At 70.6% G+C, this 18,559-nt stretch carries 20 protein-coding genes; 7 read left to right on the plus strand and 13 right to left on the minus strand.

What is annotated here, in order from left to right; all coding sequences use genetic code 11:
• Positions 1-34: 34 nt before the first annotated feature.
• The 4 genes from ispH (at position 35) to LAJ19_RS05770 (ending at position 2,556) form a co-directional block, all read left to right on the plus strand.
• Entirely contained in the window at positions 35-1,030 is a 996-nt protein-coding gene (gene ispH / locus LAJ19_RS05755; protein ID WP_225477457.1) for a 4-hydroxy-3-methylbut-2-enyl diphosphate reductase, read from the plus strand.
• Between the two features lie 3 nt (positions 1,031-1,033).
• Positions 1,034-1,363, plus strand: a complete 330-nt coding sequence (locus tag LAJ19_RS05760; RefSeq protein ID WP_225477459.1) for a DUF1294 domain-containing protein — start codon at positions 1,034-1,036, stop codon at positions 1,361-1,363.
• A 44-nt stretch (positions 1,364-1,407) separates the two neighbouring features.
• A complete protein-coding gene (locus LAJ19_RS05765; RefSeq protein WP_225477461.1) occupies positions 1,408-2,211 on the plus strand; it encodes a [LysW]-aminoadipate kinase in 804 nt (267 codons plus the stop codon).
• Between the two features lie 63 nt (positions 2,212-2,274).
• Positions 2,275-2,556 carry a hypothetical protein gene (locus tag LAJ19_RS05770; protein WP_225477463.1) on the plus strand — a complete coding sequence of 94 codons (282 nt, stop codon included), beginning with the start codon at positions 2,275-2,277 and terminating at the stop codon, positions 2,554-2,556.
• A gap of 545 nt (positions 2,557-3,101) precedes the next feature.
• Here LAJ19_RS05770 and LAJ19_RS05775 read toward each other — a convergent pair.
• From LAJ19_RS05775 to LAJ19_RS05805, 7 genes are all read right to left on the minus strand, one after another.
• Positions 3,102-3,842 (minus strand): class I SAM-dependent methyltransferase, encoded by a 741-nt coding sequence (locus tag LAJ19_RS05775; RefSeq protein ID WP_225477465.1) that lies wholly within the window; start codon positions 3,840-3,842, stop codon positions 3,102-3,104.
• Positions 3,843-3,860: 18 nt separating this feature from the next.
• Positions 3,861-4,601 carry a polysaccharide deacetylase family protein gene (locus LAJ19_RS05780; RefSeq protein WP_225477467.1) on the minus strand — a complete coding sequence of 247 codons (741 nt, stop codon included), beginning with the start codon at positions 4,599-4,601 and terminating at the stop codon, positions 3,861-3,863.
• The gene (locus tag LAJ19_RS05785) at positions 4,598-5,731 is read right to left on the minus strand and encodes an MGDG synthase family glycosyltransferase (protein ID WP_225477469.1); all 1,134 of its coding nucleotides are present in this window, start codon (positions 5,729-5,731) and stop codon (positions 4,598-4,600) included. Before LAJ19_RS05785 ends, LAJ19_RS05780 begins: the two co-directional genes overlap by 4 nt.
• On the minus strand, positions 5,728-6,873 hold the full coding sequence (locus LAJ19_RS05790) for an LptF/LptG family permease (protein WP_225477471.1): 1,146 nt from the start codon (positions 6,871-6,873) through the stop codon (positions 5,728-5,730). Before LAJ19_RS05790 ends, LAJ19_RS05785 begins: the two co-directional genes overlap by 4 nt.
• A 91-nt stretch (positions 6,874-6,964) precedes the next feature.
• A complete protein-coding gene (gene fabZ / locus LAJ19_RS05795; protein WP_225477473.1) occupies positions 6,965-7,393 on the minus strand; it encodes a 3-hydroxyacyl-ACP dehydratase FabZ in 429 nt (142 codons plus the stop codon).
• Between the two features lie 107 nt (positions 7,394-7,500).
• A complete protein-coding gene (locus LAJ19_RS05800) occupies positions 7,501-8,541 on the minus strand; it encodes a rod shape-determining protein (protein ID WP_285892303.1) in 1,041 nt (346 codons plus the stop codon).
• Between the two features lie 81 nt (positions 8,542-8,622).
• Positions 8,623-8,928, minus strand: coding sequence for a hypothetical protein (locus LAJ19_RS05805; RefSeq protein WP_225477477.1), 306 nt, complete (start codon positions 8,926-8,928; stop codon positions 8,623-8,625).
• Positions 8,929-9,016: 88 nt separating this feature from the next.
• On the opposite strand from LAJ19_RS05805, the gene LAJ19_RS05810 reads away from it, so the two are divergent.
• From LAJ19_RS05810 to LAJ19_RS05820, 3 genes are all read left to right on the plus strand, one after another.
• Positions 9,017-9,262 (plus strand): hypothetical protein, encoded by a 246-nt coding sequence (locus LAJ19_RS05810; RefSeq protein WP_225477479.1) that lies wholly within the window; start codon positions 9,017-9,019, stop codon positions 9,260-9,262.
• Between the two features lie 67 nt (positions 9,263-9,329).
• Positions 9,330-10,502: an acyl-CoA dehydrogenase gene (locus LAJ19_RS05815; protein WP_285892304.1), complete on the plus strand. Its 1,173-nt coding sequence runs from the start codon at positions 9,330-9,332 to the stop codon at positions 10,500-10,502.
• Between the two features lie 469 nt (positions 10,503-10,971).
• A complete protein-coding gene (locus tag LAJ19_RS05820; RefSeq protein ID WP_225477480.1) occupies positions 10,972-11,973 on the plus strand; it encodes a potassium channel family protein in 1,002 nt (333 codons plus the stop codon).
• A 22-nt stretch (positions 11,974-11,995) separates the two neighbouring features.
• On the opposite strand, the gene LAJ19_RS05825 is transcribed toward LAJ19_RS05820, so the two are convergent.
• From LAJ19_RS05825 to LAJ19_RS05850, 6 genes are all read right to left on the minus strand, one after another.
• On the minus strand, positions 11,996-13,135 hold the full coding sequence (locus tag LAJ19_RS05825; RefSeq protein WP_225477482.1) for a YkoP family protein: 1,140 nt from the start codon (positions 13,133-13,135) through the stop codon (positions 11,996-11,998).
• 44 nt (positions 13,136-13,179) lie between these two features.
• Positions 13,180-14,631: a carboxylesterase/lipase family protein gene (locus LAJ19_RS05830; RefSeq protein WP_225477484.1), complete on the minus strand. Its 1,452-nt coding sequence runs from the start codon at positions 14,629-14,631 to the stop codon at positions 13,180-13,182.
• 30 nt (positions 14,632-14,661) lie between these two features.
• A complete protein-coding gene (gene holA / locus LAJ19_RS05835) occupies positions 14,662-15,564 on the minus strand; it encodes a DNA polymerase III subunit delta (protein ID WP_225477486.1) in 903 nt (300 codons plus the stop codon).
• A complete protein-coding gene (locus LAJ19_RS05840; RefSeq protein ID WP_225477488.1) occupies positions 15,521-16,381 on the minus strand; it encodes a protein kinase domain-containing protein in 861 nt (286 codons plus the stop codon). The genes holA and LAJ19_RS05840 overlap by 44 nt, the downstream gene beginning before the upstream one ends.
• 81 nt (positions 16,382-16,462) lie before the next feature.
• Positions 16,463-17,338, minus strand: coding sequence for an alpha/beta hydrolase family protein (locus LAJ19_RS05845; protein WP_225477490.1), 876 nt, complete (start codon positions 17,336-17,338; stop codon positions 16,463-16,465).
• A gap of 82 nt (positions 17,339-17,420) precedes the next feature.
• Positions 17,421-18,518: an acyltransferase gene (locus LAJ19_RS05850; RefSeq protein ID WP_225477492.1), complete on the minus strand. Its 1,098-nt coding sequence runs from the start codon at positions 18,516-18,518 to the stop codon at positions 17,421-17,423.
• Positions 18,519-18,559 lie beyond the last annotated feature (41 nt).

The raw sequence follows: 18,559 nt of genomic DNA on the forward strand, positions 1-18,559 counted from the left end.
GTACGCTCGTGGGCGGCGCTCTACACTGGGCGGCATGATCGAGCGGATTCACCTGGCCAAACCCCGCGGCTTCTGCGCCGGGGTCGTGATGGCCATTCAGGCGGTCGAGAAGGCCGCGCGGACAGAGGACCGGCCCGTGACGGTGTACCACTCCATCGTGCACAACCACACCGTGGTGGACCGGCTGCAGCAGGGGCACGGCGTGCACTTCGTGGAGGACCTGGAGGCTGTGGAGGCCCTGCCGCAGGGCGGGCAGACCGTGGTGTTCAGCGCGCACGGGATCGCGCCGGCCGTCAGGGAACGGGCGCGTCAGCTGGGTCTCGCCACCATCGACGCCACGTGCCCGCTGGTGACGAAGGTGCACACCGAGGCGAAGAAGTACGCCCGGGAGGGCTACACCATCCTGCTGATCGGTGACAGCGCCCGGCACCAGGAAGTGATCGGCACGCGCGGCGAGGCGCCGGACCACACGGTGGTGGTGGGCGTGCTCGGGAAAACCGGCGAGGGGCTGGCAGACCCGCACACGGTGCAGGTGCCGGACCCGGAGCGGCTGGTGGTGCTCACGCAGACCACCCTCAGCGTGGACGACACCCGGCGCACCATCGAGATTCTCCGGGCGCGTTTCCCGGCGCTGGTCGTGCCGCCCAGCGAGGACCTGTGCTACGCCACGAAGAACCGGCAGGACGCCGTGAAGGCCATCGCTCCCCTGGTGGATGTGTTTCTGGTGCTGACCAGCACGCACAGCAGCAACGGCATGCGCCTGCTGGAACTGGCGGAGTCGGAGTGCGGCCGTTCGGTGCGGCTGGAAACCGCGGCGGACCTCGTGGGCGTAGACCTGACCGGAGCCCGGTCGGTCGGGATCACCAGTGCAGCCAGCACGCCGGACGATCTGGTGCAGGCGGTCGTGGCACATTTCCGGGCGCTGAACCCCGCGCTGGAGGTCATTGAGGAAGGGGAGTGGGAGAACATCGAGTTCCGCGAGCCGCGCAAGATCCTGCCTTCCCAGGCGCTGCCGCGCACCATGCAGTAGGCCATGCTGGTTACTGTGCAGGAAGGAGCGGGACTGCTGCTGCGGCTGTTCGTGGCGTGGCAGCTGCTCTGGGGTCTGGTGGCCTTTGTGAGTGTGTGGCGGGACAAGCGTCTGGCACAGCAGGGGAGGGCGCGGCTCCCGGAGCGTCAGTTGCATGCGCTGGAGGCGTGGGGTGGGTGGCTGGGGTCATGGGCGGCGCAGCTGGTGTTCCGGCACAAGACCCGCAAGCGGACGTATCAGCGGATCTTTCGTCGCCGGATGCTGTGGTGGAGCGCGGCGTGGGTGCTGGGACTCCTTGCGTCCGTTGCTCTCCACCGAGGCCTTTTCAATTGATAGACATTTGACCACTCTACCTGTCATGCGTTAGGATACCCGGCATGATTGTTGTGAAGGTCGGCGGAAGCGCCGGAATCGACTACGACGCAGTCTGCGCCGACATCGCACAGCGCTGGCACGCTGGCGAACGTCTCATCCTCGTCCACGGCGGCAGCGGCGAAACCAACCGCGTTGCCGAAGCGCTCGGGCACCCACCACGCTTCGTCACCAGCCCCAGCGGCTACACCAGCCGCTTCACCGACCGCCAGACCCTCGAAATTTTCGAGATGGTGTACTGCGGAAAGATGAACAAAGGCATCGTAGAACGCCTCCAGCGCCTCGGCGTCAACGCCGTCGGGCTCTCTGGGCTCGACGGCCGGATCTTCGAAGGCAAGCACAAGGACTCCGTGCGCGCCGTCGAGAATGGCAAGGTCAAAGTGCTGCGCGGCGACCACACCGGCACCGTCGAACGGGTCAACACGCACCTCATTGACCTGCTCCTCACCGCCGGGTACCTCCCCGTCCTCACGCCCCCTGCAAGTTCCTACGAGGGCGTCGCCATCAACGTCGACGGCGACCGCGCCGCCGCCGCCCTGGCCGTCGCCCTGAAAGCCGACGCGCTGCTGCTGCTCTCCAACGTGCCAGGCCTGCTGCGCGCCTACCCCGACGAAAGCAGCCTGATCCGGGAGATTCCCGCCGCGAACGTCGAGGCCTACCTGGAATTTGCGCAGGACCGCATGAAGAAGAAAGTCCTCGGCGCGGCCGAAGCGGTGCAGGGCGGCGTGCGCCGCGTCATCTTCGGCGACGCGCGGCACGGACAGCCCGTCAGCGCCGCGCTGTCCGGTCAGGGCACCGTCGTCTCCTGACCCCGCCCGGCCCCCACACCGGACTGGGCAGGCGGCCAGCCGCCGCGGTATGCTGACCCGCTCATGACCTCGCCCCACGACCTCCTCACCTTCCTGACCGTGCGCGGCGGCCGGGAATACCGCGTGACCGCCCTGCTCGCCACCGGGCGGGGGCGCAAGGCCAGCGTGCGGGAACTTGGCGAGTACCGCCTCACCGCGCGCGGCGGGGACCTGCAGGCCACCGGCCCCAGTGGCCAGACCCGCACCCTCACGCACCAGGAATTTCTCAGTGTGTTCGGGAGTTACCAGTTCAGCGCCGCTCAGCCCACCGGCCTCCTCACCGACCTCGGCCCCCTGTTTACCTGATCCCTCCCACCGGACGGCCGCAGCGCGGCGTGGTTGCCCCCAGCCAGCGCCCCGCGGCGCAGCCCGGCCTGCGCGGCCGGCAGCAGGACCGGCGCGGTCATCGCCGAACCCACTGCACACCCGGCCCGTCCGGCTGGGCTCCGAACAGGTGCTCACGCCAGTCGGTCCGGCGCCGGTTCAGGGCATACCGCTGCATGGAGCTCCAGAGGCACCCGCTGGCCGTCCTGAAGACTTGCCCGGTCCGGTGAGGCCGTGGGCGCTTCCTGCTGACAGTGGCGTGGCGGCCTGTGCCCGGGGTCGAACACGCCCTGGGCGCCGAACGGACCCCCACGCGCCCCCAGCTTGCTCACACCGTGCGCCAGCAACTTGATCGCGGCGCGCCCGGCGGCAGCCTGATCATCCACCGGGCACGGGCGTTGTCAACTGGGGCCCCGGGCACCGCACGGACGGGCATCGGGCGGACCACCCTGCGGTGAGGTGCCTTCCTGCGGTTCACTGGCAGACCCGGTCACCCTTCTGCCCGGCGGGCGTGTGGGCGGTCGGCGCTACAGGGCCCTGGTCGTGAACACCATGACGTCGCTGCGGGCGTCCAGTGGCCCACCCTGGAATGATCCTGTGACCCGGGGAATCTCGAAACCTGCGAAGCGCACCAGCCATTCCATCTCGTACCGGGTGTAGTACCGCTGGGTGAGGGTGTAATGCCGTCGCGTCAGGGTGCCGTCGGGGGCAGTGGTGTCCACGTGGTACTCGGTGGTGATGTGCTGGCGGGGTTTGTCATGACGCTGCACCAGGAACACGTCCGTGCGGTGTCCGTCCGGCCCGTGGAATGTTTCGCCTTCGTGCCGGACCGTGTTGGGTTTTCCGAACCGCGGGACGTACAGGTCAAAGGTGAAGGTGCCGCCGGTCTGAAGGTGCGCGTGAATGTTCTCCAGGGCCTGTAACTGTTCATTCGGGGTGTACAGGTGCATCAGGGCGTTAAACGGCGCGATGATCGTGTCGAAGCGTTCGGGCAGCTGGAAGGTGCGGGCATCCCCCTGCACGTACGTGACCTGAAGGCCGTCCCTGGCGGCGCGTTCGCGCGCCCGGTCGATCATGCGTGCACTGGGCTCCAGTCCCGTGATCACCACGCCGCGCCGCGCCAGGAACGTCGTGACGCGCCCGGTGCCCGACCCGATCTCCAGCACGGGCCCCCGCGCCTGTTCGCCCACCCGCGCGTAGTGGTGCAGGTCGTCGCGGTACACGTCGTACTGGTGGTCGTACAGGTCGGCGAAGTCGTCGTAGTTCACGCCGCACAGGCTACGGGATCAGTGCCGTCCGCGCAGGGCGCCCGCGAGGTCCTGCCAGCGCCCGGGCCGGGCGCCCTGCAACTCCTGCAGGGGCACCACGTCGTACCCCTGCTCCAGCAGGTCCCGCAGGATGCCCGGCAGGGCGGTGGGTGTCGTGCGGCCCCCGGGCCCGGCGTCGTGCAGCACGATGATCGCGCCGGGGTGCACCTGCTGGCGCACGGCGCTGCGCACGCCTTGCGGCGTGGCGTCCGGCGCCCAGTCGCGCGCCTCGACGGTCCAGTGCACGCCGGTAAGCCCGGTGGCGCGCTGACCCAGCAGCGTGGCGAGCGTGTAGCCACCGTGGGGGGGACGCTGCCGGGTGGCGCGCCGCCCGGTCAGGCGGGCGATCCGGCGTGCGGCGTCGCCCGGGTCGCGGAACGCCCGCCACGGGGTCAGGAACCAGGCGTGGCGGTGCAGGTTGCCGTGCGGGTGGACCTCGTGACCCTCATCCAGCAATTGGCGCAGCAAGGCGGGATGACGCTCGGCCTGTTCGGGAAGCACGAAGAACGCCGCATGGACGCCCGCCGCCCTTAATGCGTCCAGCACCGCGGGTGTGGTGGCTGGGTCCGGACCGTCATCAAACGTGAGGGCCACCTGCCGCGCGCCCCGCCCGGACCGGATCAGGCCGAGGCCGCCACGCTGGCTGAGCAGGTACGGAAGCCCGATGTACGTACCCAGCCAGACTACGGTGCCCAGCAGCACCCGGCGCCCGGCCTTCACGCGCGGCCCAGGCGGCGCAGGAGCACCTGGGCGACCCGGTCGGCCGCGTCCGGCGTACTGACCTGGCGCGCCGCATGCGACATGCGTGAACGCTCATCGGGGTCCAGGGCGCGGAGCACGGCGGGCCGCAGGTCGCGCAGGTCGTGCGCCCAGAGCGCCGCGCCGTGCCGGGCCAGGTAGTTGGTATTGAATTCTTCCTGTCCGGGAATCGGGGCGTGCACGACCAGAGGCACCCCCAGGGTCGTGGATTCCGCGACGGTCAGACCGCCGGCCTTGCCGACCACGAGGTCCGACGCGGCCAGCAGTTCCGGGAAGTTCGTGGTGAACCCCAGGCGGTGCAGGGTCGCGCCACCCACCTGGGCCACGCCGTGCCCGTCCGCGCCCGCCAGGACCAGGACTTGCACGGGTCGGCCCAGATTGCCCAGCTCGGTCAGCACGCGGCCCAGGGCGCGGTAGCTGCCGGTTCCACCTCCGGAAATCAGGATCAGTGGCAACTCCGGGTCCAGGCCGTGCTTCAGGCGCAGCGGGCCTTTCGGCGCACCGATCAGGTCGCGGTACACCTGCGCGATGGGGATGCCGGTCACCTCAATGCGGCTGTGCGGAATGCGCCAGCGGTCCATCTGCTCACGCGCCTCCTCGCTGGGCACCATCAGCACGTCCGCCTCGGCGCGCGCCCAGTGCTGGTGCACGCGGTAATCGGTGATGACCAGCGCGTTCAGGAAGTTCAGGTGCGCGCGGCGGCGCACATTGTCCGCCAGCGCCGCCGGGGTGGGGTAGGAACTTACGACCGCTTCGGGCTGCACCTCCAGCACATCGCGCCGCATGGCAGGGTACCCGAGCCACCCGAAAGTCTGCGCGGTGGGGGCGCGGTCGGTGTCGGTCAGGTGATAGAACGCGCGGTAGATGCCCGGGGCGTGCCGCAGCCACAGGTCGTACGTGCCGGCCGTGACCAGACGTTCGGGGGTGCTCATGTACTTCAGGAGGTCCGCATGCCGGGCGTCCAGCGGCACGCCCCGGACGCGCAGCGCGGCCTCAAGCGCGCCATTGGCCTGGTGATGCCCGCTGCCGAAGGACGCCGAGACGATCAGGGCCCGCAGGGGCGTCTGCGCCGGGGTCTGCACGGGCGTCACGTGCGCCTCAGCAGGCTCAGGCCCAGCACCGCGAACACCACGTTCGCCAGCCAGACGCCCGCCTCGGGAAGTCCAGGAACAGCGCCGGCCAGCGTGAGGCCCAGAAAGAACAGCAGGTAGTACGCCACGGCCAGCAGCAGCGCCAGACCCAGCGCGACGCCCAGCGTGCGCCCATACCGCAGTGCGAACGGCAGGGACGCCAGAGCCAGCACCAGATTCGCGAAGGGCAGCGCGAGCTTACGGTTCAGCGTGACCCGCGCCGAGACGCGCTCCTCGGCACTGACGCCGGGTGCGGTCAGGGCCGTGATCAGCTGCGCCCACCCCTGCGCGTCTGCACCCACAGCGTCGGCGTACCGGGCCAGCGTTTCCTTGCGGCTCAGGCCGGTGTCGAGCGTCAGGGTGGCCTGCGCGCTGTCCGGGAGGACCACACCGGGAAACGCCGTGCGCAGCGCGCCCGCAGCGAGCAGCGGATTCAGGCCCGGCGTGCGCAACGTCCGCTCGGCCGCGGCGAAATTCACCTTGAAGCTCGCGTAACCTTTCAGGGTGAGTTTGCGGTTCTCGTAGGTGCCGCTGTCGGCGAAGGTCAGCGTGCCCCGCTGATGGCTGCCCGCCTCCCAGCGCTCCAGGCGCACGCCCGTCATGCGGCGCGTGGTGTGATCATAGCCGCGCATGGACAGCGTGAGGTTGTTGCCCAGGTCCACGGTCTTCCCCACAAGCTGCTGAAGTCCGGCGCCCGTGAGAACGTCCCAGTACAGGCCGCGGGTCTCGACGTTCGCCCGGGGGGCCACCCACAGGCTCAGCCACACGGACAGCGCCGTGACCAGCAGCGCCAGGACCGCGGCGGGCCGCGCGGCCTGGTTCAGGCCGATCCCGCCCGACTGCACGGCCACCAGTTCTCGCTCGTTGCTCATCCGGCCGAACGCCACCACGGTCATCAGAACCACGGCCATGGGCAGAACCTTCACCAGGGTGTCGGGCACCTGGTACGCAATCCAGCGGCCGACCAGCGTCACGGGAACGCCCTGGAGCCACTGGCTGGAGATGAAAAAGTACCCGAAGCTCAGGACGGCCGTGAACAGCAGCGTGCCGGCCAGCAGGGGGGGCAGCAGTTCCGCCGTGACGTAACGGGTCAAGCGGGTCACCGCGGACCTCGGGCGTGGGGAGCGGTGCGGCGAGCCATCCGGGTCAGCGTACGGCAACGCTCCCGGCCGCTGCTGGCGCGCTCGCCTTCACTCACCCTTTGGCAACCGCGAAGAGAATCGTGGCTTCCGCCGCGAGTTCCCCGTCCACCTCGGCGCGGCAGGTGGTTTTGCCCAGGCCGCGGCGCAGGAACTCCAGTTTCACGTGCAGGTGCAGCTGATCGCCGGGAATGACCTTCCGTTTGAAGCGGGCGCCGTCCACACCGGCGAGGTACCCGACCGAGCCGGGCTCCAGCTGCCCGTGCAGGCAGAACATGCTGGCCTGCGCGAGGGCCTCGATGATCAGCACGCCGGGCATCACGGGTTCCTGTGGAAAATGGCCCGGAAAGAACGGTTCGTTGATCGTGACGTTCTTCAGCGCGTGCACGGTGCCGTCCTGCACCGACAGAACGCGGTCCACGAGCACAAAGGGAAAGCGGTGCGGGAGGGTCTTGAGAACGTCTTGGATCAGCAGGGGGTCCATGGGGTGCTCCTTGCGGGGAAGAGGGAGTGAAAAGACGGGAGAGGCGCGTGGCGGCCGTCTCCCATCTGTCTCAAATGAGCCCGGGGCGAGGGCCCGGAGCCGGCGTGTCAGCGGCGCAGGTAGTTGTCGCTGCTGACGAGCGAGTCGCCCAGCACGGGGATCATTTCCAGCGCCATGCCTGTGCCGACCGCGACGGCCTCGATGGCGTTCTCGGCCACCGCCACGGGAATCCCGGTCGTCTGGCGCAGCAGCTCGTCGAAGTTGCGCAGCAGGCTGCCGCCGCCGGTCATGACGATACCGCGGTCAATGATGTCACTCACCAGTTCCGGCGGCGTGATTTCCAGCACCCGCTTGACGCCCTCCACGATCTTGGTGACCGGCTCGGACAGCGCCTCGACGACATCGGTGGAATCCAGGCTGATGGTCTTGGGCAGACCGTTGACCAGGTCGCGGCCACGCACCTCGGCGGTCAGGTTCTCGGCGTCGTCGAGCAGCATGGCCGCCCCGACTTTCACCTTGATCTCCTCGGCGGTGCGTTCACCGATCAGGACGTTGTGCTTGCGGCGCACGTACCGGATGATGCTCTCGTCGAACTCATTGCCGGCCACGCGCAGGGACTCACTGACCACGATGCCGCCCAGGGAGATCACGGCCACGTCGGTGCTGCCCCCGCCGATGTCCACGACCATGCTGCCCACCGGCTCGGCGATTTTCAGGCCGGCGCCGATGGCAGCCGCGAGCGGCTCCTCGATAAGGAAGGCGCGTTTGGCATTGCTGTGCAGGGCGGCACGCAGCACGGCGCGTTTTTCCACGTCGCTGACGTTGCTGGGTACCCCCACCATCAGCTGAGGTTTGAACCCGAACAGGCGGCCGGCGCTGCCCTGCACCTTCTGCAGGAACATGGTGATCATCTTCTCGGTCAGGCCCTCGTCGGCGATCACGCCGTCCTTGATGGGTCGCACGGCCACGATTCCGCCGGGGGTGCGGCCGATCATGCGGTAGGCTTCCTCACCCACGGCCTTCACCTGTTTGCTGTCGCGGGCCATGGCGATCACGCTGGGTTCCTGGAGAACCAGGCCGCGGCTTTTGCTGTAAATCAGGAACGTCGCCGTTCCAAGGTCAATTCCAATGTCTTCTGACAGCCTCACACTCGCCTCCGGTACAAACCCCCCAATCGTAGCACGCACCATGAGGGCCGCCTAAAAGGGGCCTCATGCACGGCGGAGCTGTCAGGGCCGCGGTTTCACGTACGCCGCGAGCGCCGCAAGCAGGCTGGTGAGCAGCATCATGGTGAACGCCTGCGTCACGCCCGACCAGCCACTCAGGCCCAGGGTTTCAATCAGCGTGCGGGCCACGGCCCCCAGCGAACGCAGCCACAACGGACCGTTCGCGGCGAGCGCCGACAGCAGCCCCAGGGACAACAGACCCAGGGCCGCGGCGCCCAGGAACAGCAGCACACTGAGCAGCAGCAGGGCCACGCGGCCCGGAGAGAAACGGTGGACAGGCTGAATAGGGGGGGCTGACTGCTCGGCCATCGGGTGAATTGTAAAGCCGATCCCGGGCGGCGCAGTGAGGCTCTTCACAGGGCGTGCCGGATGCAGCGCGGCTGGCTACACTCTGGGCGTGACCCTGCCCGCCCGTGTACGCGTGACCCGTCCCCCCCTGCCCCTCGCCCCGGCCCTGAAAACCGCCGCGGCCCGCCTGTGCCCCGGAGCGCCCCTGGAGGCGCTCAGTGCCGCCGCGCTCGCCATCGCAGGCGGCAGCGTGATCGGCGCGCATCTGCGCTGGGCGTCCGGAGAGGCCGCAGGGGTCGACTCCGGATGGCGCGGGCGTGGCATCGAGGAGGCGCTGGCCTCCGCCGTGGCCTGAACGGAGCGGCGGAGAATCGGGACACGCCCCCCGGAGAACCTAACGCCCGTTTGGTAGCCTGGGCGACATGACCAGCACCCTGCCCGCCCCCGGCATGTCGTTCGCCCTGAACGACGAGCAGCGCATGATCGTGCAGCATGTCCGCGAGTATGTGCGGGCCGAGATCGCCCCGAAAGCCGCCGCGTACGACCGCAGCGGCGACTACCCCCATGAACAGCTGCGCGGCCTCGCGGAACTCGGACTGCTGGGCGCCACCGTCCCCGAGGAATGGGACGGCGCGGGCCTGGACTCCGTCACCTACGCGCTGTGCCTGGAGGAGATCGCCGCGGCCGATGCCAGCGTCGCCGTGATCGTCAGCGTGCAGAACGGCCTGCCCGAACAGATGATCCTGCGCTACGGCACCGACGAGCAACGCCACCGTTACCTGCGTCCCCTCGCCGCCGGGCGGCACATCGGCGCATTCTGCCTGACCGAAAGCAGCGCCGGCAGCGACGCCGCCAGCCTCCGCCTCAGCGCCGCCCGCGACGGCGACCACTGGGTGCTGAACGGCACCAAAGCCTGGATCACCAGCGGCGGTCAGGCCGACACGTACCTGGTGATGGCCCGCACCAGCGGCCCCGGCGCGCGCGGCATCTCCTGTTTCATCGTGGAAAACGGCGCGGCAGGCCTGAGCTTCGGGCGGCCTGAGGAGAAACTGGGCCTGCACGCCTCGCACACCACCACCGTCACCTTCGAGGACGTTCGCGTGCCACACGCCAACATGGTCGGAGAGGAAGGGCAGGGCCTGATCGTGGCCCTCGCCAGTCTGGACGCCGGGCGCATCGGGATCGCCATGCAGGCCCTCGGCATCGCCCGCGCCGCCCTGGAACACGCCACACGCTACGCCGCTGAACGCGAGCAGTTCGGCAAACCCCTGCGGGAGTTCGAGGGCGTGTCCTTCAAGATCGCCCGGATGGCGGCCCGGATCGAAAGCGCCCGCCTGATGGCCCTGAAAGCCGCGTGGCTCAAGGACCAGGGTCAGCCGTACAGCAAGGAGGCCAGCATTGCCAAACTCCTGGCGAGCGAGGCGGCCGTCGACTGCGCCCGCGACGCCATACAGATCTTCGGCGGAAACGGCTACAGCCGTGAGTATCCGGTCGAGCGGCTGTACCGTGACGCGAAGGTCACCGAGATCTACGAAGGGACGAGTGAAATCCAGCAGCTTGTGATCAGCCGCGCCGTGTTCGCCGAGCTGACCTGAGGCTCACGTAGGGAAAAGGCGCGTGCAGGTCAGGTCCGGCGTGCGCCTCATCATGGCAGCCGGAACTCAGTCTTCGGGTAAGGATGCTCCTGCCGTTCCCGCCCATGTCCTGTCCTGCCTGAACAGGACGTCACCCGCGATGGGGTACGAACGAACTCCCCGCCAGGACGGGGGAGGCCACCCCATGCCTGCCGGAGGTGCTGGGGCCGCCCTGATGCGAGAGGAGTGGACCACGTATGAGCGAGCAGGCCCGGCCATCACTCAGGCACCGTCCCTCGGGCAGTATGGCCGGGAGACGCAGCACGGAGCCGGACAGTGCGCAGACCCGCACACCGGCCGGAAAAAACAGCTGCCCCCGCGGGTCAGGCTCGCTGTCGGGCCGGTCGCGGCGCACCTCGGCCGCGAAGGTACGCGCCCCTTCATGTGCACGCCACTCGCGTCCGCTTCCGGGCGCGCACAATGCTCAGTGATGCTCCGGCACCTGCTCTGGATTCCCGGCGCGATCATGGTGATCGCCGTCCTGTTCGACCTGCTCGTGACCTGTATTCAGTCCGGTGAGGGTCGCCTGAGCCGCGCCGTGCAGAGGCCCCTGTACGGCCTGCTCGGCGCCGCCGCCCGCCTCACCGGTCGCCGGACGCTGCTCGCCTGGAGCGCGCCCCTGCTGATCACCGGAACACTCACCGCGTGGATCATGCTCGCCTGGGTAGGATGGACCCTGGTGTTCTGGTCACAGCCCGGCGCCCTGACCGGCGCGGACACCGGGCAGAACACCACCTTGATCGCCACGTTCTACTTCGTGGGGTACACCCTGAGCACCCTGGGCCTCGGTGAGATCATCGCCCCGCAGCCGTTCTGGCGCATCCTGACCGACATCGCGGCCATCAACGGCTTTTTCGTGCTGACTTTCGCCATCACATTCATCGTGCCCATGGCGCAGATCCGTGCCGACCGGCGCGAACTGGCCCTGCACCTGTACCGGGCCGGGCCGGGCGCGCAGGCGCTGATCCTGCAGGCGTACACCGACCACGACCGCGGCCTGCTGAGCCTCACCACGGACCTGCACCACCTGCTCAACCGACTGGACGCCGCGCACCTGAACTCCCCCTACGTGCACCGCTTTCATGACCGTGACCACCGCGATGCTCTGGACCTGAACCTGCCGGCGCTGGGCGAAGCGCTGCTGATTCTGCAGGGCGCGCTGCAGGGGGAACCCACGCCGGGCCTGCGCCGCGCGCTGGCGTGCGTGGACAGCCTGACCCGCACCTTCGAGCGGGCGCAGCCGCACCTGACGCTGCCCCCGCCGCCCCCGCCGGACCTGACGCTGCTGCGCGCCGCTGGCCTGCCGCTGGTGAACGATGAGGCCTTTCACGCGTTCCTGCGTCCCCACGCGGCACTGCGCCGGCGGCTGCATGCCATGACCGCCGCCGGGCAGTGGCGCTGGGCGCAGGTGGCCGACCCCGACGGAGCGTAAGGGGACCGAGCACACGGGGACGTCAGTCCCGGGCGTGCCGCCGGATCAGGTCCTCGCGGGCGATCACAGCCAGGCGCGGCACGTGCTGCTTGCGTGGGTCGGAGACGCCGTACGCCCGGCGGATCACACGTGACCACCACGTCAGCGCGCGCCGCCGTCCGGGCGGCAGGTCCAGCACCGTGAAGCCGTACAGCGCCAGCACGTCCGAGAAGATGCTGATGCTGAACACAGCTGTTGCCGCGTTCCACTCCGGCTCGTCCCGCACGGCCCGCGCCAGGTCCCGCACGGAATGCGTGATGATCCGCCGCCCTGCCAGGGGCCGCTCGGCGAGTTCCGTGAGGCGGGCGCTGTCCAGGTGAAACTCCACCAGCCGCTCACCTCGGCGGACCCGCTCGCCGCCCGGGAGCGCCACGTCGGCCAGCGGATAGGAGGCCATGCCCACCCGGAAGAGGCTGCTGGCGTGCGCCCCGACGCGGCGAATCCGGCCCACACGGTCGTACAGCACGTCCACGAACTGCAGGGCGGTGGCCGGCAGGTCCCGTGGCCGTTCCGGACGCAGGCCGCGCAGCCCGGACAGTCCCCGCACCTCGTACCCGCGGGCCTTCAGGTCGCCTAACAGGGCCGGAAGCGCTTCGGGAAGCCGGGGGTCGGTGCCGCTCAGATGCGCCAGCGCGCCGGGCCGCACGCCGGGAAGCACCAGCTGCCTGTCCGCCCACCGGCCCTGCACCTGCCCCGCCGTCAGCGCAACGCCCCACCGCCAGGACAGCAGCGCGGCCACCACGGCCGGCACCGGCCCTGCCAGCCGCAGACCCGGCGCTGCACTGCCAGGAGGCACCACCCGCAGGGCAGGCCACCATGTCCAGGGCCACCAACCCACCCGGACGAACGGCACCACATCGTGCCCCTCCTGGGCCGCCTGCGCGGCCAGGCCCGGGTGGCGCCGCGCGAGGGGCGGCTCGAAGGCGAAGGTCACTGTCACGCCTGCCGTGCGCAGCGCCGCGAGAACAGCCGGGGTCACAGCCGGGTCCGGTCCGCCCTCCAGCAGCAGCCCCAGGCCCGGCTGGGCGCTGCGGGCCCGCCGGAGGGTCCCCAGACCCGACCAGCGCCACACCCTGTCTGCCGCCCACGCGGCTGCCACGCCTGCCCACCACCGTCCCCGCATGACCGCCACTGTACCGCCTGAGTGTGGGTGCAGCGGGAGCCGCTTCAGGGCATCACGATCAGCTGCGCGCCCCAGCGGTCCAGGCGGTCGTGCTCCCCCTGCGTGCTCAGCGTCATCCCTGCCGCACTGAACTGCGCCACCTGCGGCGAATCCACGCGCCACGACGGCCAGCCGGGTGAGCCCGTCCGCACAAACGCCGCCCATGCGGTCTGCATGGCTTCGGCCAGCCGGGTGCGCCCGCCGCGGTCCGCACCGCGCAACACGCCCGAGGCCAACCCCATCGGGCGGGGCCACAGGAACAGCAGTTCCATGCCGTGCGCGGCGCCCAGCCCGAACAGCGGGGTGCCCCAGTCGAACCGGTACCGGAAGGCCGGTACGTCCGGCGGGTGCGCGGCCAGCTGCGCGTCATTGCCCGCGTGAAAGAACATGTCGGTTCCCAGCGCCACCAGGCCGTCCGGTGTGTCCGGGTAGCAGTCCAGGACGCGTGAGGCGCCCCCGGGTGTCAGCTGGCCCTCCAGCACGCGGCGAAGGAGCGCGCGGTCCGTGCGGGGAAACACCCGGTCCGGAAGCTTCACGAACAGCGAGTACTCATCCCGGTTGGCGCCCAGCAGCAGCGGCACCGGCGCGACCGGCCTGGCCAGCAGGGCGCTCATGGTGGCTGGCAGCACCTGCCCGTCCAGAACCGGGCGGGAGTTCAGGTGGCGCGCCCGGACGCGTTCCAGGGTGTGCAGCGCCCCCACGAAAGCCGCCGGGGGCAGCGTCCAGAGTCGTTCGCGCGTCGCCCCACTCACCCCGAGGGCCCTGGCGTACGCCTGCGCGAGCTCCAGGCTGTTGTCCAGCGTGCTCACCTGGTTCAGTCCGCCACTCTGCAGCGCCGCGCCACTCACGAGGGGCGCCAGGTCAGGGTCACGCAGCATCAGCGCGCACGCCACGGCCCCCGCCGACTCGCCGGCCACCGTGATGCGCGCCGGGTCCCCGCCGAACGCCGCGATATTCCGGGCCACCCAGCGCACCGCGGCCCCCTGGTCCTGGTACCCGGCGTTCGGCGTGAACCGCTCGTCCCCGAACAGCCCCCCGAAGTTCGCGTAGCCCAGTGGGCCCAGCCGGGAGTTGACGGTCACCACCACCACGCCCCGCCGGGCCGCGTACTCCCGGCCGTCGTACAGGCGGCCACTCCCGGCCCGGAACGCGCCCCCGTGAAACCACACCAGCACCGGGTGCCCCTCCCCGTGCGGGGGCGCCCACACGTTCAGGTGCAGGCTGCCCTCCAGCGACCGCGCCAGCGTCACCGACGGATCCAGGGGTTGCAGCACGTCCGGCGCGAACGCCGACGCGTCACGCACCCCGCGCCACTCTGCGGGCGGGGCAGGCGGCGCGAACCTCAGCGGGCCGCGGGCCGGCGCGGCGTACGGCAGGCCCAGCCACGCCAGAGCGGGTTGTCCGTTCTGGGCGCGCACAACCCGCCCCGCCACCCGTCCCGTGTCCGTCGCGCGCACGACCGGGGGCCGGGCGTCACTGCAGCGCTCTCAGACACTGAGCTGCACGATCAGCCGCTCCAGCGCCACGCCGGCGTCCAGGCCGCGCTTCATGGCAAGGTCAGCGTCCAGGATGCGGTTGAGGTGTGCACGGATCCGCGCCTCATTCAGGCGGCGCGCCACCTCCAGCGCCTTCTTCGCCGGGTACGGCTTGACCCCCAGGCGCTGCGCCGCCACCTGTTCCGTAACCCGCCCCCCCTCCTGCTGCAGGGCCACGCAGCGCGCCACGAGGCTGTACTGCCACACGACCGCGCCCATCAGCTTGAACGGATCTTCACCGGACGCCAGCAGGCGCCGCAACTGCGTGACCGCTTCGCCGGGTTTTCCGGCGGTCGCGGCGCCCAGCATGGCGAAACTGTCTCCGGGCGGCTCGCGGCCCACCACGCGCCGCACCGCCTCACGGGTAAACGGGCCGTCGAGCAGCGCCAGTTTGTTCAGCTCCCCGGCGATGCCGGCCAGGTCCGCGCCAAACACCTCCGCGAGGTAGGCGCACGCGTCCCGCTCCACGGGAAGCCGCTCCTTGCGGGCGCGCTGCACGACCCAGCCGGCCACATCCCCCGGCTTGGACGGGGCGGGGGAGGGCACCACCTCACCACGCGCCTCATACAGCTTCAGGCGCGTGGCGGGCGGCGTCTCATCCAGGAGCGCCACCGTGACCGGCGCGGCCGCCAGCAGCTCCAGCAGCGCCTTGTCGGGCTTCACGCCTTCCAGGTCCACAATCACGCCGCCGTCCCCGAACAGCCCTGGGTTCAGGTGCGAGCCGACCGTGTCGGCCGTGACGTCCTCGCCGCCCAGTCGCGGCAGCGCCCGGGCGTCAAGCCCCCGGGCGCTCAGCGTGTCCCGCAGCGTTTCATCCGCGAGAAAGCGGTTCCCGCTGAACACGATCAGTGGCACGCCGGGGCCCCCTCCACGGGCGGCAGGGGGGGAGGCTCAGCGCCGCGCGCGCCTCGCACAGTTCCGCGTACATGCGGGCCGCTGACTCCGGCCGCTCGGACCGGTCACGGGAGAGGCTGCGGCGCAGCAGGTCATGCAGCGGCTCCGGGCCGGGCAGGTCCGCGCGCCGCTCGTGAATCCCGGCCAGCCAGCCCAGGGCGTCCTCGTACGGCGGGTGGCCGGCCAGGCAGTCGAACAGCAGCACGCCCGCCGAGTACAGGTCGCTGCGCGGGTCCCCCCGCACGCCCAGAAACTGCTCGGGCGCCATGAAGTGCGGGGTGCCCATGCGCGTGCCGCTGTGAATGTCCAGCGGCAGGGACCCGGCGTGACTCATGCCGAAATCGATGACCCTCACGCCGGGCAGGGCGGCCTCCCCGCCGGCCAGCAGGACATTCTCCGGTTTCAGGTCCTGATGCGTGACGCCTCCGGCATGCAGCGCCGCGGCGGCCGCGAGAACCCCCGCCGTGACCTGCGTGGCTTCGTCCACGTTCAGTAGTTCGCGTTCCAGGCGTTCGCGCAGAGTGCCGCCCGGCACAAACGGAAAGATCAGCTGCGTGCGCGTGAACGTCAGGGGGGACACGATCAGCGGGTGCTGGACCAGGGCGGCCACGCGGCCTTCGTGCTCAAAGCGGGCCCGGGTGTCCGGGTCGCCGGCCATCAGGGTCTTGACGAACACGCGCTGCCCGCGCCAGATGGCAAGCTCGCTGCGCACGCCGGCGCGTTCGGCCAGCACGGTCCGGTCGGTCAGGGTCTGAGGGGCGCTGAGGTCAGGACTCACTGGCGTTAAGTCTTTCACATTCCTTCTCCGGGAAAGCAGACTGGAGAACACTGTAGCGCTCCGGCCCGTCTGCACGCGCGTTCAGCGGCCACGGGCGCCCGGTCCCGCCGTGCAGGGGGCCGGCGCTCCGGCCGGGCACACGGCCGCGAGGGCCCGGTAGAACGTCACCAGCCGCTCCGCAACGCCCGGCGTGAACCGGTTGCCGCCGAGGTGCGGGCCACTGAGCTGCATCAGCCCCCCCAGGCCGGGAAGCGCCGCCTGACTGTACAGCGCCTCGCCGTTCAGCCCGAACGGCACCGTCCGGTCATCCCGGCTTCCCACCACCAGCAGCGGCAGCGTACCCGCGTGCGCCACCAGCCAGCGGGGGTTGAGGTCCGCTTCAGGGGCCGACACGCGGTTGTACGCTTCCTCAATCTCCTGCCGGCGCGACGCCGCGGACCGGTACGCAAGGTCCACGTCCACCCACGCGTCAATCAGGGCCACGCCCTCCACCGGGTACGGCGCGCCGGGCAGGGCGCTGCGCAGGGCCATCAGCCCGCCCATGCTGAGTCCCAGGGCGTAGGTGTGTCCGTTCCACATGAACTGCCGCGTGGCCGTGGCGTGCGTGACCCCCAGCGCGGTCAGGTCGGCCGGGCTGCCCCACGTGCTCGGGCCACCGTCGCTCGACAGCAGCACCGCGAACCCGGCGCGCAGCAACGCGTCGGTCAGGACGCTCGCCTGCGGACTTGCGCGCAGGTGCTCGGGCGTCTGCCCACGCGGGTGAGACACCACGACCAGCCCGCACCCCGCGCCGCTGCATGAGGGCGGCACGCGCAGCAGGGAGGCGGCGCGGCCGGCCCCCACCGGGACCCAGCCGCGCCGCGCGGTCGCCGCCGCGTCGGTGGCGGCGGGCGGCACGATCAACGCCCCGGCAGTTACGCTCAGCAGGCACAGGAGAAGCATCAGGACTCGGTTCACCGGGCGGCACTCTAGCGTGTGCGCCATCACGGGCGTCTGAGCGCCCCCGCCGTGAAGCCCCGCCGGTCCCTGCCGCATCAGATCAGCGGCCGAACACCAGGGTGCTCAGGCGCGTGTTCAGCAGCGCCCGCCCCAGCAGCGCCGGGAGGCCCAGCGCCAGCAGGAAGTACCCGACCATTGTCAGGGCCACCTGCCACGGCGGACCCTGCGGCGCGTCCCAGCGTTCCAGCGCCTGAAGCAGCGCCGGGTGAATCAGGTACACCTGCAGGCTCACGGTGCCCAGGAGCGCCACGGTGAGCCGCACGGCCGAGGCGCTGCTCTGCACGCGGAACGCCACGCCCAGCAGGGTCAGGGCCATCAGGCTGGTGTACGTCCACGACAGACCTGAGTACACGAGGGGCGTCACGGGCGTTCCACGCACGTACGCCAGTGCCTGCGGCAGGTACAGGCCGTACACCAGGGCGAGCAGCGGCAGCAGCAGCCAGCGCCGGCGCCGCCACCACGCCGGAAATTCATCCAGGCGTGCGCCCACCGCGACGCCCAGCGTGATGGGCAGCATGTACCACAGCACCGTACTGGCCGGGAAGGGCAGCTTCAGCACCTCACGGTTCAGCAGGTACAGTCCCAGCTGGAGCGCCAGGCCCAGCAGCAGCGCCGCCGTGATGCCCGGGCGCCGCCGGGCCAGCGGCAGCATCAGCGGCAGCACCATGTAGACCTCCAGCGCCACGAGCAGGAAGTACAGGTGGTAGCTGGCCTTGCCGTACAGCAGCCAGTCCCGCCAGCGCTCAGGGTCAGTCAGGGATGACGGGTCCCGCTGCCCGGTCCACACGTACCACAGGATGTACAGGACGCTCCACAGCAGGTAGGGCCACGCGCCGCGCGTCAGGCGCCGCCACGCGTAGCGGCCCGGTTCGAAGCGCCGCAGCAGGCTGCGCGTGAGCACCACGGCCGACAGAAACACGAACGCCGGCACCGCGAAGTGCAGCGTGCGGTTGAGCAGCAGCGTCACAAGGTGGGCGGTGGAGGCCGGATCCAGGTACCGCAGCATCACTCCGGTCGAGTGATGGGCGACCACCTCGATGATGGTCAGGCCGCGGAACATGTCGATGGCGGTCAGATTGTCGGCGCGCGCCGCGCGCGGGGGCGGGGCGGCGGGTGAGGCAGGGGGAACGTCCGTCACAACCTCCCCACCCTACCCCGCCTGGGCAACGGCGGGGTGAA

It is taken from the genome of Deinococcus taeanensis, from assembly GCF_020229735.1.
Classification (GTDB): Bacteria; Deinococcota; Deinococci; order Deinococcales; family Deinococcaceae; genus Deinococcus; species Deinococcus taeanensis.

Excerpts from the sequence above, each read along its gene's own strand:
- ispH (WP_225477457.1), top strand. The coding sequence starts at position 35 with ATGATCGAGCGGATTCACCTGGCCAAACCCCGCGGCTTCTGCGCCGGG.
- LAJ19_RS05760 (WP_225477459.1), top strand. The coding sequence starts at position 1,034 with ATGCTGGTTACTGTGCAGGAAGGAGCGGGACTGCTGCTGCGGCTGTTC.
- LAJ19_RS05765 (WP_225477461.1), top strand. The coding sequence starts at position 1,408 with ATGATTGTTGTGAAGGTCGGCGGAAGCGCCGGAATCGACTACGACGCA.
- LAJ19_RS05770 (WP_225477463.1), top strand. The coding sequence starts at position 2,275 with ATGACCTCGCCCCACGACCTCCTCACCTTCCTGACCGTGCGCGGCGGC.
- fabZ (WP_225477473.1), bottom strand. The coding sequence starts at position 7,393 with ATGGACCCCCTGCTGATCCAAGACGTTCTCAAGACCCTCCCGCACCGC.
- LAJ19_RS05805 (WP_225477477.1), bottom strand. The coding sequence starts at position 8,928 with ATGGCCGAGCAGTCAGCCCCCCCTATTCAGCCTGTCCACCGTTTCTCT.
- LAJ19_RS05815 (WP_285892304.1), top strand. The coding sequence starts at position 9,330 with ATGACCAGCACCCTGCCCGCCCCCGGCATGTCGTTCGCCCTGAACGAC.
- LAJ19_RS05820 (WP_225477480.1), top strand. The coding sequence starts at position 10,972 with ATGCTCCGGCACCTGCTCTGGATTCCCGGCGCGATCATGGTGATCGCC.
- LAJ19_RS05825 (WP_225477482.1), bottom strand. The coding sequence starts at position 13,135 with ATGCGGGGACGGTGGTGGGCAGGCGTGGCAGCCGCGTGGGCGGCAGAC.